Origin of the sequence: Micromonospora sp. C41 (assembly GCF_018070485.1) — a bacterium.
Classification (GTDB): domain Bacteria; phylum Actinomycetota; class Actinomycetes; order Mycobacteriales; family Micromonosporaceae; genus Micromonospora; species Micromonospora chalcea.
In genome coordinates this window covers 89696-114418 of the sequence record NZ_JAGPXP010000016.1, presented here as the reverse complement: position 1 = coordinate 114418, position 24723 = coordinate 89696, and the positions used below count along the sequence as shown (strand labels likewise).

Here is a 24723-nt window from a genome sequence, read left to right as displayed (position 1 = left end):
AGCCGAGGCCTCAGCGCCGGTCCGGCGCCGGCTCACCGGGAGCCGGGCCGTCGGACCCGTCGGCAGGCGCCGAAGCGTCCTGCGCCGGGGTCGCGTCGGCGGCCGGCGCGGTCTCGTCGGAATCCGCGTCGGACGCGGCCGGAGCGGAGTCGGTGGCGGCCGGCGCGGGCGCCTCGGCCGGCGAGGCGTCCGTGCCCGTCTCGGCGATCGGCTCGGAGGCGACCTCGGCCGGGTCCACGCCGACCGGCTGCTCGGCGGTGGCCGGAAGCACGGTGGTGGTCCCGGTACGGGTCGCCGCCACCTCCACCCGCGCCGCCTCGGCCGCGCCGAACAGGCGCGGCAGCGTGCCGCTGTGCGCCTCGCGCAGCTCGTCCAGGCCGATCCGGAACTGGCCGTGCACCTCCAGCGCGCCGGAGGCCGGGTCGGTGACGCCGATGAACTCCCACGGCACGCCGCGCTCGGCGCAGAGGGCGGTGAACGCCTTCTCGTGCCCGCGCGGCACCGACACCAGCGCCCGGCCGGCGGACTCGCTGAACAGGAACACGAACGGCATCGAGCCACCGGCGAAGTGCTCCGGCACCACGACCCGGGCGCCGACACCGCGGCGCAGGGCCGACTCGACCAGGCTCTGCGCCAGGCCGCCGTCGGAGAGATCGTGCGCCGAGCTGAGGTGACCGACGCGGGCCGCCTCGGCCAGCAGCTCGGCGAGCTGCCGCTCACGGGCCAGGTCGACCTGCGGCGGGATGCCGCCCAGGTGCTCGTGGGTCACCCAGGCCCACTCCGAGCCGGACAGCTCGACGTGCGTCTCGCCCAGCAGGAAGAGCTGGTCGTGGTCGCCGGCCGCGCGGGGCACGAAGCCCATCGGCACCCGGTTCGCCACGTCGTCGAGCACGCCGAGCACGCCGACCACCGGGGTCGGGTGGATGGCCGCCGCGCCGGTCTGGTTGTAGAAGCTGACGTTGCCGCCGGTCACCGGGATGCCCAGCTCCAGGCAGCCGTCCGCCAGGCCGCGTACGGCCTCGGCGAACTGCCACATCACGCCCGGGTCCTCCGGCGAGCCGAAGTTCAGGCAGTTGGTGACCGCGATCGGCTTCGCGCCGGTCACCGCCACGTTCCGGTACGCCTCGGCCAGCGCCAGCTTCGTCCCGTGGTACGGGTCGAGGCGGGCGTACCGGCCGTTGCCGTCGACGGAGAGCGCGACGCCGAGGCCGCTGCGCTCGTCGATCCGGATCACGCCGGAGTCCTCCGGCTGGGCGAGCACGGTGTTGCCGAGCACGTAGCGGTCGTACTGCTCGGTGACCCAGGTCTTGTCGGCCAGGTTGGGCGACGCGATCATGCGCAGCACGGTCTCCCGGAGCGCCTCCGGGGTGTTCGGCCGGGGCAGCGTCTCGGCGCGGTCGGCCTGGAGCAGGATCAGGTCGGCCGGCTCGCGCATCGGCCGGGCGTAGACCGGGCCGTCGTCGACGAGCGAGCCCGGCGGCACGTCCACCACGAGCTGGTCACGCCAGGTGACGACCAGGCGGCCCGGCTGGCCGTCCGGGGACGGCGCGGTGACCTCGCCGATGGCGGTGGCCCAGACGCCCCACTTCTCGGCGGTCTTGAGGACCGCGTCGAGCTTGTCCGGCGAGACGACGAGCAGCATCCGCTCCTGGGACTCGCTGGCCAGGATCTCGTGCGGCTCCATCGACGGCTCGCGCAGCGGCACCCGCTCCAGCCACACCCGCATGCCGGTGCCGGCGGAGGCGGCGGTCTCGGTGAGCGCGCAGGTCAGGCCGGCGCCGCCGAGGTCCTGGATGCCGACGACCAGTTCGGCGTCGTACAGCTCCAGGCACGCCTCGATCAGCAACTTCTCCATGAACGGGTCGCCGACCTGCACGGACGGGCGGCGCTGCTCGCTGCCCTCGTCGAAGGTGGCGCTGGCCAGCACCGACACGCCGCCGATGCCGTCGCGGCCGGTCTTGGCGCCCATCAGGACCACGATGTTGCCGGGGCCGGTGGCGTCCTTCTTCTGCAGGCGGTCGACCGGCAGCACGCCCAGGCAGAGCGCGTTGACCAGCGGGTTGCCCTGGTAGCAGGGGTCGAAGACGACCTCGCCGCCGATGTTGGGCAGGCCGAGGCAGTTGCCGTAGCCGCCGACGCCGGCGACCACGCCGGGCAGCACCCGGGCGGTGTCCGGGTGGTCGGCCGCGCCGAAGCGCAGCGGGTCCATCACGGCGACCGGGCGCGCGCCCATGGCGAGGATGTCGCGGACGATGCCGCCGACGCCGGTCGCCGCGCCCTGGTACGGCTCGACGAAGCTCGGGTGGTTGTGCGACTCGACCTTGAAGGTCACCGCCAGCTCGTCGGAGACCTGGACCACGCCGGCGTTCTCCCCGATGCCGGCGAGCAGCCGGTCGCTCGGCGGGGCCTTCTCGCCGAACTGGCGCAGGTGCACCTTGCTCGACTTGTAGGAGCAGTGCTCGCTCCACATGATCGAGTACATGGCCAGCTCGGCCTGGGTGGGCCGGCGGCCGAGGATGTGCCGGATCCGGTCGTACTCGTCGTCGCGGAGGCCCAGCTCGGCGTACGGCTGAAGCTCTTCCGGCGTCTCGGCGGCCCGGGGGACGGTGTCCACGCCCGGCGCCCACTCGTCGGTCGGGCCGCCCTGCGGCTCCCGCAGGGCCGGGTCCGGATGGGTGGTCATGACGTCTCCTTGTTGCGCTCGCCGCCCGTGCGGCGGGTGAGCCGACCGATGATCACGGCCACCATCACGCCGGCGCTCCCACCAGGTGCTTGAGCACCGAGGTGAAGAAGCCGAGGCCGTCCAGGGACGGGCCGGTGAGCGCCTCCACCGCGTGCTCGGGGTGCGGCATGATGCCGACCACGTTGCCGGCCTCGTTGGTGATCGCGGCGATGTCGCGCAGCGATCCGTTGGGGTTGCCGCCGACGTAGCGGGCGACGACGCGGCCCTCGCCCTCCAGCCGGTCGAGCGTCGCGGCGTCCGCGACGTAGCAGCCCTCGCCGTTCTTGACCGGGACGAGCACCTCCTGGCCCGGCTGGAACGCGTTGGTCCAGGCGGTGCCGGTGGCCTCGATCCGCAGGACCTGGTCCCGGTTGCGGAAGTGCAGGTGCTGGTTGCGGGTGAGCGCGCCGGGCAGCAGGTGCGCCTCGCAGAGGATCTGGAAGCCGTTGCAGATGCCGAGCACCGGCAGGCCACCTCGCGCGGCCTGGACGATCGTCTCCATCACCGGGGCGAACCGGGCGATGGCGCCGCAGCGCAGGTAGTCACCGTAGGAGAAGCCGCCGGGCAGGACGACGGCGTCCACCCCGTGCAGGTCCGGGTCGCCGTGCCAGAGCCGGACCGCCTCGGCGCCGGCGATCCGCACGGCCCGGGCCGCGTCCCCGTCGTCGAGCGAGCCGGGGAAGGTCACCACACCGACCCGGGCGGTCACGACTGCGCGCCCGCGGTCTCGTCGGTGTTTACCACGCGGACGGTGAAGTCCTCGATGACCGGGTTGGCCAGCAGCTTGTCGGCGATCTCCCGGGCCCGGTCCAGGTCCGGTTCGCCGGTGAACTCGATCTCGATCCGCCTGCCGATCCGAACCGAGGCGACGTCGCTGACGCCGAGCCGGGGCAGCGCGTTCGCGACGGCCTGGCCCTGCGGATCGAGGATCTCGGGCTTGAGCATGACGTCGACTACGACGCGAGGCACGGGGCACTCCTGACTGTGTACGCAGTTGGGTGCCGGCCCACTATCGGGCGAGCGCAGCCAGCCTACCTGGCAGATACCGCCCGGCCCGAACCGGCCGGGGGCAGTTCCGGCAGTGCCGGGCGGGACCGGCGACGCCGGCCGGGCACCGTTGCCCGTTCGTTGCTGCGTCGATGCGAATTCGTTGCGCTCGGTGCCTGTGGGTGACCCTCCGCACCCCCCTCTACCAGGCATTCTGCTGCGAAACGCCCCAGCTTGGACAGGTATCCGACAGCACGTCGACGCGACACGCGGCGGACGTCACGCCATCGGCGTTTTTCGATTCATCTCTTGTGACACCGCGAGGCACGCCCGTAGCATGCATCGTCAGATGTCGATGCACCCGATCGACGTCTCTCGCCGGCTCCCCCGTCCGGCGGGTGTCATTCTGCCCGGCAACCCCGGGCGTCGCGCAGAAGGAGCCCCGACATGCGCCTCCGTCCCCTGCTCGCCGTGCTGACCACCGCGCTGGCCGGTGTCCTGGCCACCGCCTCCGGCGCCGCCGCCGCGCCGGCCGGCCCGCAGCCGATCATCGGTGGCGGCACCGTCTCGTCCGCGCCCTGGGCCGCCGCCGTCTTCAGCAACGGCTCGTTCACCTGCTCCGGCAGCGTGATCGCGCCCCAGTGGGTGCTCACCGCCCGGCACTGCGTCAGCGGCACCATGTCCGTGCGGGTCGGCAGCGTCTACTACGCCTCGGGTGGCGTCACCCGCACCGTGAGCGCCTCCTACACCCGCTACGACCTGGCCCTGCTGCGCCTGTCCAGCACGGTGAGCACCTCCGCCGTCTCGCTCGCCAGCAGCAACCCGCCGGTCGGCTCCACGAACACCATCTACGGCTGGGGCATGACCTGCTACAGCGGTTGCGGCGCGTCGCCCCAGCTCAAGACCGCGAGCGTACGGGTGACCAGCACCAGCGTCACCGACGCGTACGGCGGCCAGGCGATCCGGAGCACCCGGGTCAACGGCAACGCCTGGCGGGGCGACTCGGGCGGCCCGCAGTTCTACAACGGCCAGCAGGTCGGCGTGGCCTCCACCGCCGACGGCCAGAGCATCCAGAACTACGGCAGTGTCGCGTACAACCGGTCCTGGATCGCCTCGACGGCCGGTGTCTGACGGTTGATGCCGATGCGGCGCGGATCGGCCGGGAGCAGCCCGGCCGTCCGCGCCGCGTCGTTTTTCAGCATGCGATCAGCTGAACACGGCTCCCGAACCACCCGGCCGGGGGCTGACAGCATCGGAAACGTGCTGGTCGTGACGACGGATCAACTGCCTGGCTACGAGATCCGCCAGATCCTCGGCGAAGTGGTCTCGTCGATGGCGAGGACCCGCAACCCGTACCGCGAGGGGGTCAAGAACCTGCGCGGTGGCGCATACGACCCGCTGGCGCCGGACAACCTGACCCGGTGGCGTACCGACTCGGTGGCCCGGCTCGGCGAGGAGGCCCGCCGCCTCGGCGCGAACGCGGTGATCGGCATGCGCTTCGACAGCCGCGACTGCGGCGAGATGTGGATGGAGATCTGCGCGTACGGCACGGCGGTGATCGTCGCGCCCAAGATGCCGGACGTCATGCCGCCGGACCAGCCGGCGATCGCGGCCGAGACCGCCCACGACCCGGAGATCGCCTCCGCCCCGGGCGGCATCGCCGAACCGGCCAGCGCCCCCAACCTGAGTTCCGCAGCCGAAACCCCCACCGGCCCCTGACCCCTCGCCCTGCGGCGTCGATCATGAAGTTGACGGCAGGAATGATCTCCCTGAGTGCCGCCAACTTCATGATCGCCGGGGAAAGAGCCTGGGTCAGAGGATGGGGGGTGGGGAGTAGGTCGCGGCCTGGGGGTGGGACTCGACCACACCGGTGATCCTCTCGGTCACGCGGTTGACCTGGTCGGCGGCGGCGCCAACGAAGGCGTTGCGGTCGGCCACCAGGGTGTCGATCTCGGCCCGGGTCAGGCCCAGCCGGCCGTCGGCTGCCAGGCGGTCGAACAGGTCGTTCTCCGCCGCGCCCTTCTCCCGCATGGCCAGCGCCACGGCGACCGCGTGCTCCTTGATCACCTCGTGCGCGACCTCCCGGCCGACACCCCGGCGTACGGCTGCCACCAGGATCTTCGTGGTGGCGAGGAACGGCAGGAAGCGCTCCAGCTCCCGGTTGATCACCGCTGGGTACGGACCGAACTCGTCCAGCACGGTGAGGAACGTCTGGAACAGCCCGTCGGCGGCGAAGAAGGCGTCCGGCAACGCGACCCGGCGTACCACCGAGCAGGAGACGTCGCCCTCGTTCCACTGGTCACCGGCCAGCTCACCGACCATCGACAGGTAACCCCTGATGATCACCGCGAAGCCGTTCACCCGCTCCGACGAGCGCGTGTTCATCTTGTGCGGCATGGCGCTGGACCCGACCTGGCCCGGCTTGAAGCCCTCGGTGACCAGCTCCTGGCCCACCATCAGCCGGATCGTGGTGGCCAGCGACGACGGCGCGGCGGCCACCTGGGCCAGCGCGGAGAGCACGTCGAAGTCCAGCGAACGCGGGTAGACCTGGCCGACGCTGTCCAGCACCCGGCTGAAGCCCAGGTGCCCGGCCACCCGGCGCTCCAGCTCGGCCACCTTCCCGGCGTCGCCGTCGAAGAGGTCGAGCTGGTCGGCGGCGGTGCCCACCGGCCCCTTGATCCCGCGCAGCGGGTAGCGGCCGATCAGGTCCTCCAGCCGCTCGTACGCGATCAGCAGCTCCTCCGCGGCGGACGCGAAGCGCTTGCCGAGCGTGGTGGCCTGCGCGGCGACGTTGTGCGACCGGCCGGTCATCACCAGCGCCGAGTACTCGCCCGCGTGCCAGCCCAGCCGGGCCAGCGTGGCGACCACCCGGTCCCGGATCAGCTCCAGCGAGGCACGGATCTGGAGCTGCTCGACGTTCTCGGTGAGGTCCCGGGAGGTCATCCCCTTGTGCACGTGCTCGTGCCCGGCGAGCGCGCTGAACTCCTCGATCCGGGCCTTCACGTCGTGCCGGGTGACCCGCTCCCGCGCCGCGATCGAGGCCAGGTCGACGTCGTCGACCACCCGCTCGTACGCCTCGACCACACCGTCCGGCACCGGCACGCCGAGATCACGCTGGGCCTTGAGCACCGCCAGCCAGAGCCGGCGCTCCATCCGGACCTTCTCCTCCGGCGACCAGAGGGCGACCAGTTCGGGCGAGGCGTACCGGTTGGCGAGCACGTTCGGGATCGTCGTCACGGCCCTCATTCTCGCGTACGGGCTCGCGCCGCCACCGGTCGGCCCGCTGGTGGCGGACGCCCTGGACCGGTCCGGCCCGGGGCGTCCGTCTTATCCGGTCAGGGCAACAGGTTGATCAGATCCGGGTGACCGGCAAGCGCCGTGACCTGCTCCAGAGTGAGCGGCGGGGTCGCGCCACCCTTGACGCCCTTCGGCCAGCGACGCCCGAAGTCTCCGTCCGTCGGCATGTCCGAGGCGCCTCCGGTGTTGGGCCGGTTGTCGATCACCACCTCGACCGTGCCGCGGTCGGGTCGCTGGACGAACACGCTGTAGACCACCGACCCGGCCGGACGGGAGACGATCGTGACGACCCGGTTCCCGTCCGGGCGGGTCGACTCGGTGCACTCGCCGTCATGCGCGTGCGCCCGGTGCGTCGCGGGCGGGAGCGCCCCGACCGTGGCGCAGCTCAGCACCAGGGCCGCGCGGCGCTCCACGATGATCTCCCCGTCGCCGGCCAGCCCGCCTCGCTGCACCATGAAGTTGTACGACAGGAGAGTCGCGCCGTTGGGCCCGTCGCCCCCTCCGCGGAAGGGCAGCAGATAGATCATTCCGTCCGGCGAGACGGCGTCGAGCGCGCCGGTGGCTGCCGCCGACGCTGCGCCGTCGTAGTCCCACCTGAGCGGGCTGTAGACCTGGCTGGTGGCGGTTCCCGCCGGGGGCCGTGGGGCCAGGACGAGCGACGGCTCCCGTGCAATCTCGATCGTCTGTTCCATCGAGAGCGCCGGCTTGTCCTGCGTGAGATAGAGGCGGACCAGCGTGCCGTCCGGGCGAAGCGACTCGATCAGGTAGCTGTTGCTTCCCACCGGCCGGGCCGAGTCGGGGCGCGAGCCGAAGTCGGAGAGCATCCGCCGGGCTCGCAGGCGCTCGCCACCAGGGAACTCGGTTACCGTGCAGTGACGGGCGGCGAGCGCGGCGGTCGGGCAGGGCGGGGCGACCGACCAGGCTGCCTGTCCGTCGCGCACCAGCCGTAGCGTGACCTGCGCGGCCCGGTTCCCGACCCGGAACGTGGCGGCATCCATCATCGGTGCGTCGACGCTCAGCCAGCCCTTGGGCTCGAACCCGACCGGGGTCGGGCTGCTCTCGCCGCCCCACTTGGTCAGCCAGGTGAAGTCGGGTGCCTGCCGGCGCAGAGCGCTGGTCAGCGCCGCCTCGAGACGCGCCGCGTCCGCGGCGGTGCCCGCGACAGTGGTGACGGTGGACGTGGCCGCCGGTGTGGGGGACGGCTCCGGCGCGAGGGCGACGGCCCGGTCGACCACGACCGGGATCAGCTGCCCGACGGCGACCGGAAGCTTGTCCTCGGCGGTGACGGTCCTGAGGCTCAGGTTCAGAAACGTGCCGTCCCGACGCAGTGCTGTCACGCCAGCGCTCTCTGTCCGGCTCGACATCTGATCCCGGAGCTGCGGAGGTACCTCCTGCTCCCAGACCGACCGGTGGTACCTGATCTTCTCGCCGTCCGGACCCGTCTGCTCGCCGCACTCGACGGCGTTCTTGGAACATCCGCGAGCCGCCTCGGCCTGCCAGCTCTTCGCGCCGTCAGGAGTGATCTGCAGGCTCGCGACCAGGTCCACCCCGTCCGCCCGGAAGCTGCCGTTTCCCCGGTAACCGAGGGAGCCGGGGCCCATCACGTTGGAAGCCCACGCGGGGGTGTCGATCACCGGCCCGTCCTTGACCGCCCAGGCCAGGCGCGGCACCGCGCGGGTCAACGCCGCGATCACCGCGGCGTCGATCCGGTCCAGGTCCTGATCGCTGCCGGGAATCGTCGTGACGGCCGGTGCCGGCTTGGCCGGCTGGGCGTGCGGCTTGCCGATGAGCGTCGTGGTGCCGACCAGCACTGCCGCCACCACCGCGGCGACAGCCGTCATGCCGCCCCCGATTCGCAGCCGCCGGGCCCGGCGCTGTCCGCTGATCACCCGGTCGACATCCACCGTGGAGATCGGCGGCTCGCCGATCAGGTCGTCGAACAACTGTCGGTACGTCATGACAGCTCCCCTCGGGTCGACGGGATGCCGCCCAGCAGCAGGCGCAACGCCTCCAGGCCGCGTGCGGACTGGCTCTTCACAGTGCCGGTACTGATACCCATGACGTCGGCGGTCTCCTCCACCGACAGGTCGCAGTAGTAGCGCAGCACCAGCACGGCGCGTCGTCGGGGCGGCAGCTGGCCGAGCAGGGCGAGCAGCATGTCGCGTTCGGCGAGCGTGGGCTCCGGCAGGATCATGTCGGCGGTCTCCGGCACCGTGTCGGTGCTGTGCTCGCGCCGCCAGGGCCGCCGCCGCTCGTCCAGCCAGGCGTTTGTGAGCATTCCGCGCACGTACGCGTCGATGTTCTCCGCCGCGCGGACCCGGCGCCAGTGCCGGTAGAGCTTGCCGATCGTGATGGAGACCAGGTCGTCGGCGGTGTGCCACTCGCGGCAGAGGAGGTACGCGGTGCGGCGCAACGACTCCAGCCGGGCGGTGACGAACTGCCGGTACTCGTCTTCCTCGGCCCGGTTCACGTCCCGGAGCCTCTCGTACGCCTCATGCCCAGGTGACGCGGCCGAGCCGCCCTCGGGTTGCTCCGGGCGCCGACGGGAACGTGGAGCAGGGCTGCGGCCGGGACCGCAGCCCTGCCGGAGGCTGTCAGCGCTCCAGGATGGCTGTCACGCCCTGCCCACCGGCCGCGCAGATGGAGATCAGGCCGCGCCCGCTCCCCTTCTGATCAAGCAGCTTGGCGAGCGTGGCGACGATCCGGCCGCCGGTGGCGGCGAACGGGTGGCCGGCCGCCAGCGAGGAGCCGTTGACGTTCAGCTTCTCCCGGTCGATCGAGCCGAGCGGCGCGTCCAGGCCGAGGCGCTCCTTGCAGAACTCCGGCGACTCCCAGGCGGCGAGGGTGGCCAGCACCTGGGAGGCGAACGCCTCGTGGATCTCGTAGAAGTCGAAGTCCTGGAGGCTGAGCCCGGCCCGGGCCAGCATCCGGGGCACCGCGTACGTGGGGGCCATCAGCAGCCCCTCGTCGCCGTGCACGAAGTCGACGGCGGCGGTCTCGGACCAGGAGAACCAGGCGAGCACCGGCAGGTTGTGCGCCTTGGCCCACTCCTCGGACGCGAGCAGGACGGTCGACGCGCCGTCGGTGAGCGGCGAGGAGTTGCCGGCGGTCATGGTGGCCCGCTCGGCGTCCGCGCCGGAGGCGCCGAAGACCGGCTTGAGCGAGCCGAGCTTCTCCAGGCTGGTGTCCGGGCGCAGGTTCTGGTCGCGGGTCAGCCCCAGGTAGGGGGTCATCAGGTCGTCGAAGAACCCCTTGTCGTACGCGGCGGCGAGCCGCTGGTGCGAGCGCAGCGCGAGTTCGTCCTGCGTGGTCCGGTCGACGTTCCAGCGCAGCGCCGTCCGGGCCGCGTGCTCACCCATGGACAGTCCGGTACGCGGCTCGGCGTTGCGCGGGATCTCCGGCTTGAACGGCTGGTGCGGGCGCAGCTTCGCCGCGATCTTGAGCCGTTCGCCGAGCGTACGGGCGGAGTTGAGCTGGAGCAGGGTGCGCCGCATGTCCTCGTTGACGGCGAGTGGCGCGTCCGAGGTGGTGTCGACGCCACCGGCGATGCCGACCTCGATCTGCCCGAGGGCGATCTTGTTGGCGACCAGGATGGCGGCCTCCAGGCCGGTGCCGCAGGCCTGCTGGATGTCGTACGCGGGGGTGTGCGGGTCGAGCCGGGAGCCGAGCACCACCTCACGGGTGAGGTTGAAGTCGCGGGAGTGCTTGAGCACCGCGCCGGCCACCACTTCGCCGACCCGCTCGCCGGCCAGCCCGAACCGGGCGACCAGCCCGTCGAGCGCCGCGCCGAGCATGTCGGCGTTCGACGCGTGCGCGTAGCGCGAGTTGGACCGGGCGAAGGGGATGCGGTTGCCCCCGATGACCGCGACCCGCCGGACACTCTGCACGATCGGCCTCCCTCGAAACTGTTGCCCGAACCCTACTCGCCAGTAGGCTACGCCTATGACCGACAGGTACGCGAGCTTCGTCCAGACGGGGGCCGGTCGCGCGCTGGTCAAGCGCCTCGGGCTGCCCGATCCGCCTCGACTGCGCCGGCACACGCCGGGCGACCCGCTCGTTCCCGGGCCGGTCCTGCTCGGCTCCTCGACCGGCGGCCGGATCGCCGAGCCGACCGGCAAGATCCTGACCGCCGCCGGGGTCGAGCTGGCCGATCCGGTCGCCGCCCACGACGCCGACCGCCGCTTCGCGGCCCTGGTGTACGACGCCAGCGGCGTCACCGACTCCACCGGGCTGCGCCAGCTCTACGACTTCTTCCACCCGCAGGCCCGCTCGCTGGTGCCGAGCGGCCGGGTGATCGTGCTGGGCACGCCGCCGGCCGAGTGCGGCTCCCCCCGGGAGGCTACCGCCCAGCGCGCGCTGGAGGGCCTGACCCGCAGCATCGGCAAGGAGTTCGGCCGGGGCGTCACGGCCCAACTGGTCTACGTGACACGCGAGGGTGACGCCGGTACCCCGGTGAGCCTGGAGTCCACGCTCCGGTTCCTGCTCTCCGGCCGGTCCGCGTACGTCTCGGGCCAGGTGATCCGGGTCGGCGCCGGCACCGCCGTCGCGCCGGCCGACTGGGACCGGCCGCTCGACGGGCAGGTGGTGCTGGTGACCGGCGCGGCCCGGGGCATCGGCGCGGCGCTGGCGAAGGTGCTGGCCCGCGACGGCGCCCAGGTGGTGGCGCTGGACATCCCCGCGGCCGGGGACGAGCTGGCCGCCGTCGCCAACGACATCGGCGGCAGCGCGGTGCAGCTCGACCTGACCGCGCCGGATGCGCCGACCCGGCTGGCGGAGCACCTGGCGTCCCGGCACGGGCGGGTCGACGTGGTGGTGCACAACGCGGGCATCACCCGGGACAAGACGCTGGGCCGGATGGACGCCGACCGGTGGGACTCGGTGATCGACGTGAACCTGTCCAGCCAGGAGCGGATCAACGACGTACTGCTGGAACGCGACCTGATCCCGGCCGGCGGCCGGATCGTCTCGGTCTCGTCGATCGCCGGGATCGCCGGCAACCGGGGGCAGACCAACTACGCGACCAGCAAGGCCGGCGTGATCGGCCTGGTCGACTCGCTCTCCCCGGTGCTGCGCGAGCGCGGGATCAGCCTGAACGCGGTGGCGCCGGGCTTCATCGAGACGCGGCTGACCGCGCGTATCCCGTTGACGATCCGCGAGGCGGGACGGCGGATGAACAGCATGGCCCAGGGCGGCCTGCCGGTGGACGTGGCCGAGACGATCGGCTGGCTCTCCTGGCCGGCGAGCGGCGCGGTCAGCGGCAACGTGGTCCGGGTCTGCGGCCAGAGCCTCCTGGGGGCGTGATGGCACCCCGTGACCACGAGGACGACGACCTGACCCTGCACGACCTGATCGAGGGCCCCACCCGCGACCTCACGGCCGCCCGAGCCGCCGCCCTGGCCCGCACCAACGCCGCCGCCCGCCCCACCTCCGACGATCATGAAGTTGACGGCACTTCTGGAGATCAACAAGGCAGCCAACCTCATGATCGACGGGGTGAAGGAGCGGTGGGGCGGCGGCGGGTGGAGTTGGACGGGCTGCCTGCCAGTGGGGCGCTTTATCGGCGGGCGCTACTCGGGGTCGTTCCGGGGGTTGGGGGGCGGCGCGGGGCTGACGTGCCGGGGCTGGAACTCGCCGTTGGCGGGGTCTCTGTGGATCAGCGGCACCTGGCGGACTATGACCGGGTGTGCGGGTTCCGGCTGACCGACCGGCTGCCGGCGACGTACCTGCACGTGCTCGGGTTCCCGCTGTCGCTGCGGCTGATGACGAGCCCCGGCTTCCCGATCCCGCTCACCGGCGTGGTGCACGTGGCCAACCGGATCACCGTGCACCGCCCGGTCGAGGTCGGCGAGCGCGTCGACTTCCACACGTACGCGGAGAACCTGCGCCCGCACGAGCGCGGCCGCCAGCTCGACGTGGTGCTGGTCGGCTCGATCGGCGGCGAGGAGGTGTGGCGCGGCGTGTCCACGTACCTCGGGAAGGAGCGTGCGTCCGGCGGCGGCCCGCGGCGCGACCGGGGTGACCGCCCGGCGCCGCCGGCCGCCTCGGCGCGGTGGCGGGTGACGCCCCGCGTGGGTACTGATTACGCGCGCGTCTCCGGCGACCACAACCCGATCCACACCTCGAAGCTGGGCGCGCGGCTGTTCGGTTTCCCGCGCCCGATCGCGCACGGCATGTGGAGCAAGGCCCGATGCCTGGCCGCGCTGGAACCCCGGCTACCGGAGGCGTACACGGTGGACGTGGCGTTCAAGCTGCCGGTGCCGCTGCCGTCGACGGTGGCGTTCAGCGCCTCGCCGAACGGCGCGGGCTGGGACTTCGCGCTGCACAGCGCCCGGGACGGGAGGCCGCACCTGACCGGTTCGGTGCGCTGAGGAAAAGAGGGGACTTGCCGTCCCCTCTTTTCGGCGCTAAGTTGTTCTCAGAGTGAGTTGTTCTCAACCTGAGAGAGTGAGTGACCGTGAACGAGCAGGACTTCCTCGCCGGGTACGACCCGCGGGACTACCCGGCGGTCGCGGTCACCGTCGACGTGGTCGCGCTGACCATCCGCGAGGGCGCGCTGCACCTGCTGCTGATCCGCCGCGGCGCGCCGCCCTTCGCGGGGCACTGGGCGCTGCCCGGCGGCTTCGTCCAGCCGGACGAGGACCTGACCGCCGGCGCCCGGCGCGAACTGGCCGAGGAGACCGGCCTCGGCGGCGAGCGGCTGCGCCGGGTGCACCTGGAACAGCTCGGCAGCTACGGCGCCCCGGACCGCGACCCGCGCATGCGGGTGGTCTCGGTCGCGCACCTGGCGTTCGCCCCCGACCTGCCCGACCCGGTCGCCGACACCGACGCCGACGAGGCGATCTGGCTGCCGGTCACCGCGCTGACCAGCCGGCAGCTCGCCTTCGACCACGGCCGGATCATCGACGACGGCTTGGAGCGCGCCCGTTCCAAGCTGGAGTACACGCCGCTGGCCACCCGCTTCCTCGCCCCCGAGTTCACGATCACCGAGCTGCGGGAGGTCTACGAGACGGTCTGGGGGCACCCGCTGCACGCCGGCAACTTCCACCGCAAGGTGCTCTCGGTGCCCGGCTTCGTGGAGAGCACCGGCGCCAGCACCGAGCGCGGCGGCGCGCGCGGCGGCGCGCGCGGCGGCCCCCGGGCCAAGCTCTACCGCGCCGGAGACGCCCGGCTGCTGCACCCGGCGCTGCTGCGCCCCGCCCGGGAGGAGACGGTGCGGTGAGGACCGAAGAGGCGATCCGGCTGGTCACTGCCGCGCGTACCGACGCCGACCTGTTCGGCGCCGACGAGCCGGCCCGCCGCTACCGCGAGCTGGTCGGCGCGCTGCACCCCGACCGGCTGGGCGCGGCCGACCCCGGCGTACGCGCCGCCGCCGCCGAAGCACTCGTCACCGTCACCACCCGCTGGCGCACCCCGGCCCCCGCGTACACCGGCGACGTCGCCACCCTGCACGAACGCAAGGAAGGGCCCCCTGTTAACGCCTCCGGTAGAGGAGGGGCCCCTTCTTATCACCTGGCCAAGGTGGCCCGGCACCCCGGCGACAACGACCTGATGGCCCGCGAGGCGCGCGCGTTGCGCCGCATCGCCGAGCGCGGCGACGCCAAACACCTCGCGTACGTGCCGAAGCTCGTCGACTCCTACCCGGCGCGTGACCCGTCGACCGGCGTGCAGCGGCAGGTCAACGAGCTGGTGACCGTACCCGGGCTGCGCAGCCTGGACGACGTGCGCCGCGCGTACCCGGACGGGCTGGACCCGCGCGACGCGGCCTGGATGTGGCGGCGGCTGCTCGTGGCGCTCGGCCTGGCCCACCGCGCGGGCGTGGTGCACGGCGCGGTGCTGCCCCGGCACGTGCTGATCGAGCCGGACGCGCACGGCCTGGTGCTCGTCGACTGGTGCTTCTCGGCCGAGCCGGGCGGGCTCGTGCCGGCGCTGGTGCCCGGCCACGAGGACTGGTATCCGCCGGAGGTCGCCGCGAAGCGGCAGTGCGGCCCCGGCACCGACATCGCGCTGGCCGCCCGCTGCATGACCTGGCTGATGGGCGACCGCGCGCCCCGCGAGCTGCGCGCCTTCGCCGACGGCTGCCAGGGCGCCGCGCTCGCCACCCGGCCCGACGACGCCTGGCGGCTGCTGCGCGAACTGGACGAGGTGCTGCACCGGCTGTACGGGCCGCGCACCTTCCGACCCTTCACCCTCAACCCGTAGGGAGGCTGCCATGGGCAGTGGAATCTGGTCCACCGACGTGTACGACGCCGCCGACCGCTACCGGCGCCGCACCGGCAAGAGCGCGTTCTCGTACAGCGACAGCGGCGCGCGCAAGGTGCACCCGGCGCTCGACCCGCGCGACGCGCTGCGGGAGAGCCGCGACTCCGCCGAGCACCCGCAGTCGACGCCGATCGCCGTACTGTTCGACGTCACCGGCTCGATGGGGCACGTGCCCCGGGTGCTGCAGAGCAAGCTGCCGCAGCTGCTCGGCCTGCTGCTGCGCCAGGGGTACGCGAGCGACCCGCAGGTCATGTTCGGCGCGATCGGCGACGCCACCTGCGACCGGGTGCCGTTGCAGATCGGGCAGTTCGAGTCCGACAACCGGATGGACGACGACCTCGGCCGGATCGTGCTGGAGGGCGGCGGAGGCGGCCAGATGATGGAGTCGTACGAGCTGGCGCTGTACTTCATGGCCCGGCACACGGCCACCGACAGCTGGGACAAGCGCGGCCGGCGCGGCTACCTGTTCATCATCGGCGACGAGCTGGCGTACGCGGGGGTGAAGCGCGCGGAGGTGGCCCGGCTGATCGGCGACGACCTGAGCGAGGACGTGCCGGTCCGGCAGATCGTGGACGAGGTGACCGCGCGCTGGGACACCTACTACCTGCTGCCCGCCGGCAGCCACTACGCGGGCAACCGCAAGGTGCTGGACTTCTGGCGCGGCCTGCTCGGGCAGAACGCGGTCGAGCTGGACGACCTGGACGCGGTCTGCGAGACGATCGCGCTCACCGTCGGGCTCGGCGAGCAGGCCATCGACCTGGACGCCGGGCTGCGCGACCTGGACCGCGCCGGCTCCACCGCCACCCGGACCGTCTCGAAGGCGCTCGCCCGGCTCGGCTCCGGCCGCCGCGCGGTGGCGACGCTGCCGTTCAGCCCGGCCGACGGCGGAAGCGGGGTCACCCGGCTGTGAACCACGTGATGGTGGTCGACCTCGGCTACGGCGACGCCGGCAAGGGCACAGTGGTGGACCTGCTCTGCGCCACCCGGCAGGTGCACACGGTGATCCGGTTCAACGGGGGCGCGCAGGCGGCGCACAACGTCGTCCTGCGCGACGGGCGGCACCACACGTTCGCGCAGTTCGGCGCCGGGACGTTCCGTCCGGGCGTACGGACGCACCTGGCGCGGCACGTGGTGGTGGACCCGCTGGCGCTCGCCGCCGAGGCCGACCACCTCGCGTCGGTCGGCGTTCCAGACGCGCTCGACCGTCTGACTGTGGACGGGGAGGCGCTGCTCGCCACCCCGTACCACCGGGCCGCCAACCGCGCCCGGGAGATCGCCCGGGGAGCCGACCGGCACGGCTCCTGCGGGCTCGGGGTGGGCGAGGCGGTCGCGTACGGCCTCGCCCACCCCGACGAGGCACCCCGGGTGGCGGACTGCCGCCGCCCGGCGGTGCTGCGCCGGCGGCTGACCGCGCTGCGGGACCGGCTCACCGCCGAGCTGGGCCCGCTGGACGCGCCGCCGGTCCAGGACTGCCTGCCCGCGTACGCGGCCTTCGCGCGCCGGGTGGCGATCGTCGACCGGACCTGGCTGGCATCCGCGTTGCGCGAGGGCACCTGCGTGTTCGAGGGCGCGCAGGGGGTGCTGCTGGACGAGTGGCACGGCTTCCACCCGTACACGACGTGGAGCACCACGACGTTCGCCAACGCCGAGACGCTGCTCGGGGAGGCGGGGATGGCCGGTACCGCGCAGCGGCTCGGCGTGCTGCGCACGACCACCACGCGGCACGGTCCCGGGCCGCTGGTCACCGAGGACGCGGCGCTGCCGTTCCGCGACCGGCACAACGGGACGAACCCCTGGCAGGGCCGGTTCCGGTTCGGGCACTTCGACGCGGTCGCCCACCGGTACGCGCTGGAGGTCGCCGGTGGGGTGGACGGGCTGGCGCTGACCCACCTCGACCTGGCCGGGTCCGAGCTGCGGATCTGCCGCCGGTACGAGGGCCTGGACCGGCTCGTCCCCGGCCCGGCCGGTGACCTGGACCGGCAGGCGGCGCTCACGCAGCGGCTGCTGCGGGCCCGGCCGGTGCTGGACTCGGCGCCCGCCGACTGGGCGGGGGCGGTCTCGGAGGCGCTGGGGGCGCCGGTGGTGCTCACGTCGCGCGGACCCACGGCCGAGGAGAAGGAAGGGCCCCTTGTTAACGCCTTTTGTATGGGAAGGGCCCCTGCTTAACACCGCACCACCGAGCATGGGTGCATGGGGGACGCGCTCGACCTGCTGCACCACACGGTGACCTCACCGTGGGCGTACCTGGTGATCATCGCGGTCACCGCCGTCGACGCGTTCTTCCCGGCGGTGCCCGGCGAGACCGTGGTGATCACCGCCGGGGTCTTCGCGGCGGGCGGCGAGCCGGACCTGGCGCTGGTGATCGTGACCGCCGCGTTCGGCGCGCTCGTCGGCGATCACGTCTCCTACGCGATCGGGCGCGGCGGCGGCGCGCACCGGCTGGCCCGCTTCCCGGCGGACAGCAGGCGGCGGGCCGGCTCCGAGTGGGCCCGCCGGGCCGTCGACAGGCGCGGCGGGATGATCCTGACCACCGCCCGGTACGTTCCCGGCGGCCGCACCGCCGTCACGCTGACCATGGGTGCGGTCCGCTATCCGGTGCGGATGTTCCTGCTGTACGACGCGCTGGCCTGCGCGACCTGGGGGATCTACTGCACGCTGCTCGGCTACTTCGGCGGCCTGGCGTTCGAGCACAACCCCGTCTCCGGGCTCCTCGCCGGGGTCGCCATCTCGCTCGCGGTCACCGGGCTGTTCGAGGCCGCCCGCTGGGGCCGGCGGCGGGCACACCGGCGAGCCGCCGCGCGCCGCGACTGTTAAAAAGGGGCCCTTCCACTACCGGAGGCGTTAAGAGGGGGCCCTTCCTTACACAGCGCCGGGGTGCCAGGTGGCGCCGCGCAACAGTTGGTCGGCGCCGAGCCAGGCCACGTTCATCATCCGGGTCGCGGTCTTGCCGGCATCGGCCTCCGGGTGGTCGGCAAGCCAGTCGGCGAGCGACTCGGAGGCGCCGACGAGCGCGTACGAGACCACCTCCAGGTCGGTGGCACCGACCTCCCGTCCGGCGGCGCGCAGCGCGTGGTCGAGCATCCCGGCCACCACCTCGACCAGCCGTCCCCGCATGGCGGCGAGTTCGGCGGCGAACGGCTGCGAGCCGCGGGCCTGCCGGTAGAGCACGGCCCAGCCGTCCCGGTGCGCGCCGACGAAGCCGAAGAACGCGCGCAGCCCGCGCCAGAGCCGCTCGTCGGCGGGCAGGTCGGGGGCGGCGGCGCCGGCGATGGCCTCCATCATCCGGGTGCTCTCGCGGTGCAGGCAGGCGATGAAGAGTTCTTCCTTGGTGCCGAGGTAGGCGTAGACCATCGGTTTGGAGATGCCGGCGTCGTCGGCGATCTCGTCCATGCTGGCGGCGTGGAAGCCGCGGCGGGAGAACACCTTCACCGCCGCGTCGAGCATCTGCTGCTCGCGTACGGCTCGGGGGAGGCGCTTGAAGGTCGGCGTGCTGGACACTCTTGCGAGCATACCTACCCGTGCGTAGGGTTACGCCAGAGTAACCAAGCTGGCCCCGCCCGAGAGGTGCATTTCCTGATGACTGACTTCGACCCGGCCAACTTCGCGAACGTCGGCCCCAAGGAGTTCGCGCAGCTGGTCAAGTCCACGCCGGACGCCAAGATCGCCGAGATCATGTCCGGCGAGTCGCGCGGCAAGATCCTCAGCGAGGTCTTCAACCGGATGCCCACGCTGTTCCGCGCCGACCGCGCCGGTGCCACCAACGCGGTCATCCACTGGAACATCACCGGCCGCCCGGACGGTGGCACCGACACGTACGAGATCGTCATCGAGAACGGCGCCTGCACCGTCTCGGAGACCGCCACCCGCGACCCGAAGCTGAGCCTCACCATGGGCCCGGTCGAGTTCCTGAAGATCGTCTCCGGTGGCGCCAACCCGGTGATGATGTTCATGACCGGCAAGCTGAAGGCCAAGGGCGACCTGGGCCTGGCTGCCAACATCGCCAACCTGTTCGACATCCCCAAGGCCTGACATGGCCGAGTTCTCGCTCGACCTGAACGAGGAACAGCGGGATCTACGCGACTGGGTGCACGGCTTCGCAGCCGAGGTCGTGCGCCCGGCCGCGGCCGAGTGGGACGCCCGGGAGGAGACCCCGTGGCCGATCATCCAGGAGGCGGCGAAGGTCGGCCTGTACGGCTTCGAGTTCCTCGCCACCTGCTGGGCCGACCCCACCGGCCTCTCCCTGCCGATCGCCAGCGAGGAACTCTTCTGGGGTGACGCCGGCATCGGCCTGAGCATCTTCGGCACCTCGCTCGCGGTCGCCGCGATCTACGGCGCCGGCACCCCCGACCAGCTCGTCGAATGGGTGCCGCAGTGCTTCGGCGACGTCGACTCCCCGGCCGTCGCCGCGTTCTGCACGAGCGAGCCGGAAGCCGGCTCCGACGTCGGATCGATGCGTACCCGCGCCGTCTACGACGAGGCCACCGACGAGTGGGTGCTCAACGGGCAGAAGGCGTACGCCACGAACGGCGGCATCGCCGGCGTGCACGTGGTCACCGCCTCGATCGACCCCGAGCTGGGCTCGCGCGGGCAGGCCGCGTTCGTCGTACCCCCGGGCACCTCCGGTCTGACCGCCACCCGCAAGCTGCGCAAGCTCGGGCTGCGCGCCTCGCACACCGCGGACGTCTTCCTCGACGACGTCCGGGTGCCGGGCCGCTGCCTGCTCGGCGGCAAGGACGCGCTCGACGAGCGTCTGGCCCGCGCCCGGTCCGGGCAGCGCGCCTCCGGCCAGGCGGCGATGCGCACGTTCGAGCTGTCCCGTCCGACAGTCGGCGCGCAGGCGCTCGGCGTGGCCCGCGCCGCCTACGAGTACGCCCTGGACTACGCCAAGGAACGGGTCCAGTTCGGACGGCCGATCATCACCAACCAGGCGGTCGCGTTCGCGCTCGCCGACATGAAGATGGAGATCGACGCCGCCCGGCTCCTGGTCTGGCGCGCCTCCTGGATGGGCCGCAACAACCGGCCGTTCGCCGCCGGCGAAGGCTCGATGTCCAAGCTCAAGGCCGGCGAGGTGGCCGTCTCGGTGACCGACAAGGCGGTCCAGCTCCTCGGCGGCGCGGGCTTCCTGCGCGACCACCCGGTCGAGCGGTGGTACCGCGACGCCAAGATCTACACCATCTTCGAGGGCACCTCCGAAATCCAGCGGCTGGTCATCTCCCGGGCCATCTCCGGCATGCAGATCCGCTGACCGCCGGCGGCACGCCGCCCGGCCCGTGACGACAGGCAGCGCCGTCGCGGGCCGGGCGCCCCCGCCTGGCCGACCCGACCCGCGATCGGGCGCAAGATCACGCAAAACCGGACGGCCGACCCGTCCGGAGCCTGGTCGACGAACCACGAACGCGAAGGAGTTGCGCCTTGGACCTGCCGTTCATCGCCGCCACGCTGACCCGCCGTGGACTGCTCACCCCGGGCCGCCCGATCCGGGTCGTCTCGCAGCTCAACGCGCTGCGCCGGTGGGGCTGGAGCCTCGCCGGGGAGCTGCGCCAGGCCGCCGCCCGCGACCCCGGCCGCGTCGCGGTGGTCGACGAGCGCGGCGCCACCATGACGTACCAGGAACTGCTGGAGCGCTCCGAACGGCTGGCCCGCTCCCTCCGGTCCCACCTCGACGTCCAGGCCGGCGACCGGGTCGGCGTGCTCTGCCGCAACCACCACGGCCTGATCGAGGCGATAGTCGCCGCGATGCTCCTCGGCGCGGACGCCGTCCTGGTAAACACCGGCCTGTCCGCGGCTCAGCTGGGCACCGTGGCCGAGGAACAGGGCCTGCGCGTCCTGGTCCACGACGGCGAGTTCACCGAGCGCGTCCTCGCCCTCCCCGCCGAGGTGCACCGGGTCGACGAACGGCGGCACGAGGAGCTGATCGCCGCCGCGGTCCCCGGCGAACAACTCCAGCCGCCCGAGCGGGACGGCCGCACCATAGTGCTGACCTCCGGCACCACCGGCGCGCCCAAGGGCGCCCGCCGCCCCACCCCGCACGGCTTCGGCCCGCTGGTGTCCATCATCGACCGCATCCCGCTGCACGCGCGGAACACCACCATGATCGCCGCGCCGATCTTCCACACCTGGGGGTACGCCGCCCTCCAGGTCTCGTTCGCGCTGCGCGCCACAGTCGTGCTGCACCGCCGATTCGACCCCGCCGCCACGCTGACCGCGCTCGTCGCCCAGCGGTGCGACGCGATGTTCGCCGTACCGGTGATGCTGCAACGACTCATGGAGGTCGAGCCGCCGCTGCCCCGGCCCCCGCTCAAGGTGGTCGCGGTCAGCGGATCCGCCCTGCCCGGCAACCTGGCCACCGCCTTCATGGACCGCTACGGCGACGTGCTGTACAACCTCTACGGCTCGACCGAGGTCTCCTGGGCCTCCATCGCCGGCCCACGCGAACTGCGCGCCGCGCCCACCACCGCGGGCCGGCCGCCGCACGGCACCCGGCTGGCGATCCTGGACGAGAACGGCCGCCCCGTCCGGGACGGCGAGGTCGGGCGGATCTTCGTGGGCAACGAGATGCTCTTCGAGGGCTACACCTCGGGCGTCGGGCGGGAGAGCCGCGACGGCCTGCTGGACACCGGCGACCTCGGCCGGCTCGACGCCGACGGCCTGCTCTTCGTGGACGGCCGGGCGGACGACATGATCGTCTCCGGCGGCGAGAACGTGTTCCCGTCCGAGGTGGAGGACCTGATCGCCCGGCTGCCGCAGGTCCGCGAGGTCGCGGTGATCGGCGTACCGGACCCCGACTACGGCCAGCGGCTGGCCGCGTTCCTGGCGCTGCGGCCGGGCGAGACGCTCGACCCGGAGGCGGTCCGCGAGTACGTCCGGCGCTACCTGGCCCGCTTCTCCGTGCCGCGGGACGTGGTGTTCGTCAAGTACCTGCCGCGCAACGCCACCGGCAAGGTGCTGAGCCGGGAGTTGCGCCGCTACTTCGACTGACGGACGGCACCCCGCGAACCGGTCCCGCCGCCGGGCGCCGTCCGTCAGCCGGGAATCGTGATCCGGCCCTCCACCGCACCCGCCGCGATGTCGGTGCGGTGGTGGGAGCCGGCCAGCTCGACCTCGCGTACCAACTCGTAGGCGGCGTCGCGCGCGGCGGCCAGGTCCGGGCCGGTCGCCGTACCGCAGAGGACCCGGCCGCCCGCGGAGCGCAACGTGCCGTCGGCGTCGCGGCGGGTCCCGGCGTGGATGATCCCGGCGCGGTCCGCGCCGGTGATCACGTCACCGGTACGCGGGCCCGCCGGGTAGCCCTCGGCCGCCACCACGACTGTCACCGCCGCGCCGTCGCGCCACCGCAGCGGCGGGTGCGCGCCGAGCGTGCCGGTGGCGGCGGCGTGCAGCAGCCCACCCAGCGGCGTCTCCAGCAGGGCGAGCACCACCTGGGTCTCCGGGTCGCCGAAGCGCGCGTTGAACTCGATCACGCGCGGCCCGGACGGGGTGATCGCCAGGCCCACGTAGAGCAGGCCGGCGAACGGGGTGCCCCGGTCGCGCAGCTCCGCGAGCGTCGGGTGCACCACGTCGCGCATCACGTCGTCCACCAGGTTCGGCGGGGCCCACGGCAGCGGCGCGTACGCGCCCATCCCGCCCGTGTTCGGGCCGGTGTCGCCGTCGCCGACGCGCTTGAAGTCCTGCGCGGGCAGCAGCGGCACCGCCGCTTCACCGTCGGTCACCACGAACAGGGAGACCTCGGGACCGGACAGGTACTCCTCGATCACCACCCGGCCGCACTCCGCGGCGTGCCGCTCGGCGGCGGCCCGGTCGTCGGTGACCACGACGCCCTTGCCGGCGGCCAGCCCGTCGTCCTTCACCACGTACGGCGCGCCGAACTCGTCCAGCGCCCGCGCCACCGCAGCCGCGTCCTCGCAGGTGTACGCGCGCGCGGTCGGGACACCGGCAGCCGTCATCACGTCCTTCGCGAACGTCTTCGAGCCCTCCAGCCGGGCCGCCTCGGCGCTCGGGCCGAACACCGCGATGCCCTTGGCGCGTACCGCGTCGGCGACGCCCGCCACCAGCGGCGCCTCCGGGCCGATGACCACCAGGTCCGCCGCGACCTCGACGGCGAGGGCCGCCACGGCCGCCGGGTCGGTGGGTGTCACCTCCCGAAGCGAGGCGACCTCGCCGATCCCCGGATTCCCCGGCGCTGCGACGAGCGCCTCGACAGCCGGATCCCCGGCGAGTCCGAGCGCGAGAGCGTGCTCCCGCCCACCACCACCCACAAGAAGTACGCGCACGACCCCGCATCCTACTGACCACCCCACCCCACCCCGTTGATCATGAAGTTGGCGGCAGGATGTGAGATCGAAATCGCCGTCAACTTCATGATCGATCCCCGCTCCTCGCGGCCAGTGCCGCGCGGACGACCTGGGGGATGTAGTCGGGGCGGAGGGTGTCGGGCCAGGTGAATCTGAGGACGGTCCAGCCGGCGTTGGTCAGGCGGTTCTGCCGCTGCCGGTCGTCGAAGAGCGCACCGGGCGTGGAGTGCGGATCTCTCCCGTCCGCCTCGGCGATCACCCGGGCCGCCCGCCAGCCCATGTCACCGATGCCGAGCAGGTAACCATCGGCGTCGCGCACCTCGATCTGGAGCGCGTCGGGCGGAACGCCGCCGTCGACGCACCGCAACCGGGTACGCGTCTCCAGCGGAGACTGGGCGCCGCCGTTCGCCTCGGCCAGATGGCGACGCGCGTTCACCACACCCCTCCGGCCCGCGATCAGTGCGGGGATGGCGCCGAACTCACCCTCGTCGATCACTCCCTGGTTGAGCGCCGAGTCGAGCAGGGCTACCGCGTAGTAGCGGCGCACCCGAAGGACGAGTCCCGCGAGCGTGTGCGTGGGAATTGTCACCGGAATGCCGTCGACAGTCGTCAGCGCCTGCTCGGGATGCTCGAACTGGTGCAACGTCACGGCAGGATCCCTGACGCGGGCCGGCCGGGCGGCCCGACCCGGCAGCGCGACGTGAATCGCACCCGTTCTCGGCAGCCCCGCGATCCCGTGCAGCTCGGCGGCGGTGCCGAGCACTGCGTGCGCCGCCGGGCCCAGCGACAGGACCGCCGCCCGGATCCGCCGACGCCGTTCCACGCAGTCGGGGCCGGAGCGCTCGACGGCGTAGGTCGCACGAGCCAGCCGCCGCCACCGGCGCGAGGTCAGGAGATTGTCGATCTCGTGCCTGCTGTAGCCGGCTCGGAGCGCCTGCACACGGGTGACAACGCCGCCCTGGTCACGCGCGATCTGCCGGATCACCCAAGCCCGTTCCACCCACCGAGCGTCCCCGCGCACCCCACCCACGCGAAGCCCCTGTGGACAACCCACCCCACCCTGTGGATAACCCACCCCCTCGCCCTCACCCTCGCCCCGTTGATCATGAAGTTAGCGGCGATGTGGATCTACGAAACAGCCGCTAACTTCATGATCAACGGAGTGGT

Annotated in this window: 22 protein-coding genes; 12 read left to right on the top strand and 10 right to left on the bottom strand. The window is 72.8% G+C overall.

What is annotated here, in order from left to right:
- Window positions 1–10: 10 nt before the first annotated feature.
- The 3 genes from purL to purS form a co-directional block, all read right to left on the bottom strand.
- The gene (purL, locus tag KBX43_RS18710; RefSeq protein ID WP_187692731.1) at window positions 11–2683 is read right to left on the bottom strand and encodes a phosphoribosylformylglycinamidine synthase subunit PurL; all 2673 of its coding nucleotides are present in this window, start codon (window positions 2681–2683) and stop codon (window positions 11–13) included.
- 64 nt (window positions 2684–2747) lie between these two features.
- Window positions 2748–3431: a phosphoribosylformylglycinamidine synthase subunit PurQ gene (gene purQ, locus KBX43_RS18705; RefSeq protein ID WP_043327540.1), complete on the bottom strand. Its 684-nt coding sequence runs from the start codon at window positions 3429–3431 to the stop codon at window positions 2748–2750.
- Window positions 3428–3691 (bottom strand): phosphoribosylformylglycinamidine synthase subunit PurS, encoded by a 264-nt coding sequence (gene purS, locus KBX43_RS18700; protein WP_043327541.1) that lies wholly within the window; start codon window positions 3689–3691, stop codon window positions 3428–3430. The genes purQ and purS overlap by 4 nt, the downstream gene beginning before the upstream one ends.
- A gap of 465 nt (window positions 3692–4156) precedes the next feature.
- On the opposite strand from purS, the gene KBX43_RS18695 reads away from it, so the two are divergent.
- Both KBX43_RS18695 and KBX43_RS18690 read left to right on the top strand, forming a co-directional pair.
- Window positions 4157–4840, top strand: a complete 684-nt coding sequence (locus tag KBX43_RS18695; RefSeq protein WP_043327542.1) for a trypsin-like serine protease — start codon at window positions 4157–4159, stop codon at window positions 4838–4840.
- A 12-nt stretch (window positions 4841–4852) separates the two neighbouring features.
- A complete protein-coding gene (locus KBX43_RS18690; RefSeq protein ID WP_176722791.1) occupies window positions 4853–5428 on the top strand; it encodes a YbjQ family protein in 576 nt (191 codons plus the stop codon).
- A 93-nt stretch (window positions 5429–5521) separates the two neighbouring features.
- Here KBX43_RS18690 and purB read toward each other — a convergent pair whose 3' ends face one another.
- The 4 genes from purB to KBX43_RS18670 all read right to left on the bottom strand — a co-directional run bounded on the left by purB (window position 5522) and on the right by KBX43_RS18670 (window position 10893).
- Window positions 5522–6955 (bottom strand): adenylosuccinate lyase, encoded by a 1434-nt coding sequence (gene purB, locus KBX43_RS18685; protein WP_247677513.1) that lies wholly within the window; start codon window positions 6953–6955, stop codon window positions 5522–5524.
- A gap of 89 nt (window positions 6956–7044) precedes the next feature.
- Window positions 7045–8964, bottom strand: a complete 1920-nt coding sequence (locus KBX43_RS18680) for a hypothetical protein (RefSeq protein WP_210885994.1) — start codon at window positions 8962–8964, stop codon at window positions 7045–7047.
- A complete protein-coding gene (locus KBX43_RS18675; RefSeq protein WP_043327545.1) occupies window positions 8961–9476 on the bottom strand; it encodes a SigE family RNA polymerase sigma factor in 516 nt (171 codons plus the stop codon). Before KBX43_RS18675 ends, KBX43_RS18680 begins: the two co-directional genes overlap by 4 nt.
- A 124-nt stretch (window positions 9477–9600) precedes the next feature.
- Window positions 9601–10893, bottom strand: coding sequence for an acetyl-CoA C-acetyltransferase (locus KBX43_RS18670; RefSeq protein WP_104113528.1), 1293 nt, complete (start codon window positions 10891–10893; stop codon window positions 9601–9603).
- A gap of 55 nt (window positions 10894–10948) precedes the next feature.
- On the opposite strand from KBX43_RS18670, the gene KBX43_RS18665 reads away from it, so the two are divergent.
- The 7 genes from KBX43_RS18665 (at window position 10949) to KBX43_RS18635 (ending at window position 18079) form a co-directional block, all read left to right on the top strand.
- Complete coding sequence (locus KBX43_RS18665) at window positions 10949–12307, top strand: 3-oxoacyl-ACP reductase (protein WP_140946128.1); 1359 nt, start codon at window positions 10949–10951, stop codon at window positions 12305–12307.
- A complete protein-coding gene (locus KBX43_RS18660; protein ID WP_247677512.1) occupies window positions 12307–13374 on the top strand; it encodes a MaoC/PaaZ C-terminal domain-containing protein in 1068 nt (355 codons plus the stop codon). The genes KBX43_RS18665 and KBX43_RS18660 overlap by 1 nt, the downstream gene beginning before the upstream one ends.
- A gap of 80 nt (window positions 13375–13454) precedes the next feature.
- Window positions 13455–14225, top strand: a complete 771-nt coding sequence (locus KBX43_RS18655) for an NUDIX domain-containing protein (protein WP_210885991.1) — start codon at window positions 13455–13457, stop codon at window positions 14223–14225.
- Entirely contained in the window at window positions 14222–15205 is a 984-nt protein-coding gene (locus tag KBX43_RS18650) for a serine/threonine protein kinase (protein WP_210885989.1), read from the top strand. Before KBX43_RS18655 ends, KBX43_RS18650 begins: the two co-directional genes overlap by 4 nt.
- 10 nt (window positions 15206–15215) lie before the next feature.
- Window positions 15216–16175 carry a hypothetical protein gene (locus KBX43_RS18645; protein WP_113972262.1) on the top strand — a complete coding sequence of 320 codons (960 nt, stop codon included), beginning with the start codon at window positions 15216–15218 and terminating at the stop codon, window positions 16173–16175.
- Window positions 16172–17431 carry an adenylosuccinate synthetase gene (locus KBX43_RS18640; protein WP_210885986.1) on the top strand — a complete coding sequence of 420 codons (1260 nt, stop codon included), beginning with the start codon at window positions 16172–16174 and terminating at the stop codon, window positions 17429–17431. Before KBX43_RS18645 ends, KBX43_RS18640 begins: the two co-directional genes overlap by 4 nt.
- Before the next feature lie 24 nt (window positions 17432–17455).
- The gene (locus KBX43_RS18635) at window positions 17456–18079 is read left to right on the top strand and encodes a DedA family protein (protein ID WP_113972264.1); all 624 of its coding nucleotides are present in this window, start codon (window positions 17456–17458) and stop codon (window positions 18077–18079) included.
- A 45-nt stretch (window positions 18080–18124) separates the two neighbouring features.
- Here KBX43_RS18635 and KBX43_RS18630 read toward each other — a convergent pair whose 3' ends face one another.
- The gene (locus KBX43_RS18630; protein ID WP_030500578.1) at window positions 18125–18763 is read right to left on the bottom strand and encodes a TetR/AcrR family transcriptional regulator; all 639 of its coding nucleotides are present in this window, start codon (window positions 18761–18763) and stop codon (window positions 18125–18127) included.
- Window positions 18764–18841: 78 nt separating this feature from the next.
- On the opposite strand from KBX43_RS18630, the gene KBX43_RS18625 reads away from it, so the two are divergent.
- The 3 genes from KBX43_RS18625 (at window position 18842) to KBX43_RS18615 (ending at window position 22243) form a co-directional block, all read left to right on the top strand.
- A complete protein-coding gene (locus KBX43_RS18625; RefSeq protein WP_043327552.1) occupies window positions 18842–19294 on the top strand; it encodes an SCP2 sterol-binding domain-containing protein in 453 nt (150 codons plus the stop codon).
- Window position 19295: 1 nt separating this feature from the next.
- The gene (locus KBX43_RS18620) at window positions 19296–20510 is read left to right on the top strand and encodes an acyl-CoA dehydrogenase family protein (RefSeq protein ID WP_064447943.1); all 1215 of its coding nucleotides are present in this window, start codon (window positions 19296–19298) and stop codon (window positions 20508–20510) included.
- A gap of 167 nt (window positions 20511–20677) precedes the next feature.
- Window positions 20678–22243 (top strand): AMP-binding protein, encoded by a 1566-nt coding sequence (locus tag KBX43_RS18615; RefSeq protein ID WP_210885983.1) that lies wholly within the window; start codon window positions 20678–20680, stop codon window positions 22241–22243.
- A gap of 44 nt (window positions 22244–22287) precedes the next feature.
- Here KBX43_RS18615 and purD read toward each other — a convergent pair whose 3' ends face one another.
- Together purD and KBX43_RS18605 are read right to left on the bottom strand one after the other, a co-directional pair.
- Window positions 22288–23535, bottom strand: a complete 1248-nt coding sequence (gene purD, locus KBX43_RS18610; RefSeq protein ID WP_064447945.1) for a phosphoribosylamine--glycine ligase — start codon at window positions 23533–23535, stop codon at window positions 22288–22290.
- An 85-nt stretch (window positions 23536–23620) separates the two neighbouring features.
- A complete protein-coding gene (locus tag KBX43_RS18605; protein ID WP_210885981.1) occupies window positions 23621–24556 on the bottom strand; it encodes a type IV toxin-antitoxin system AbiEi family antitoxin domain-containing protein in 936 nt (311 codons plus the stop codon).
- Between the last annotated feature and the right edge of the window lie 167 nt (window positions 24557–24723).

Coding starts and splice junctions, on each gene's coding strand:
- purL (WP_187692731.1), bottom strand. CDS start 2,683: ATGACCACCCATCCGGACCCGGCCCTGCGGGAGCCGCAGGGCGGCCCG.
- KBX43_RS18695 (WP_043327542.1), top strand. CDS start 4,157: ATGCGCCTCCGTCCCCTGCTCGCCGTGCTGACCACCGCGCTGGCCGGT.
- KBX43_RS18690 (WP_176722791.1), top strand. CDS start 4,853: ATGCGGCGCGGATCGGCCGGGAGCAGCCCGGCCGTCCGCGCCGCGTCG.
- purB (WP_247677513.1), bottom strand. CDS start 6,955: ATGAGGGCCGTGACGACGATCCCGAACGTGCTCGCCAACCGGTACGCC.
- KBX43_RS18680 (WP_210885994.1), bottom strand. CDS start 8,964: ATGACGTACCGACAGTTGTTCGACGACCTGATCGGCGAGCCGCCGATC.
- KBX43_RS18665 (WP_140946128.1), top strand. CDS start 10,949: ATGACCGACAGGTACGCGAGCTTCGTCCAGACGGGGGCCGGTCGCGCG.
- KBX43_RS18660 (WP_247677512.1), top strand. CDS start 12,307: ATGGCACCCCGTGACCACGAGGACGACGACCTGACCCTGCACGACCTG.
- KBX43_RS18645 (WP_113972262.1), top strand. CDS start 15,216: ATGGGCAGTGGAATCTGGTCCACCGACGTGTACGACGCCGCCGACCGC.
- KBX43_RS18635 (WP_113972264.1), top strand. CDS start 17,456: ATGGGGGACGCGCTCGACCTGCTGCACCACACGGTGACCTCACCGTGG.
- KBX43_RS18625 (WP_043327552.1), top strand. CDS start 18,842: ATGACTGACTTCGACCCGGCCAACTTCGCGAACGTCGGCCCCAAGGAG.
- KBX43_RS18620 (WP_064447943.1), top strand. CDS start 19,296: ATGGCCGAGTTCTCGCTCGACCTGAACGAGGAACAGCGGGATCTACGC.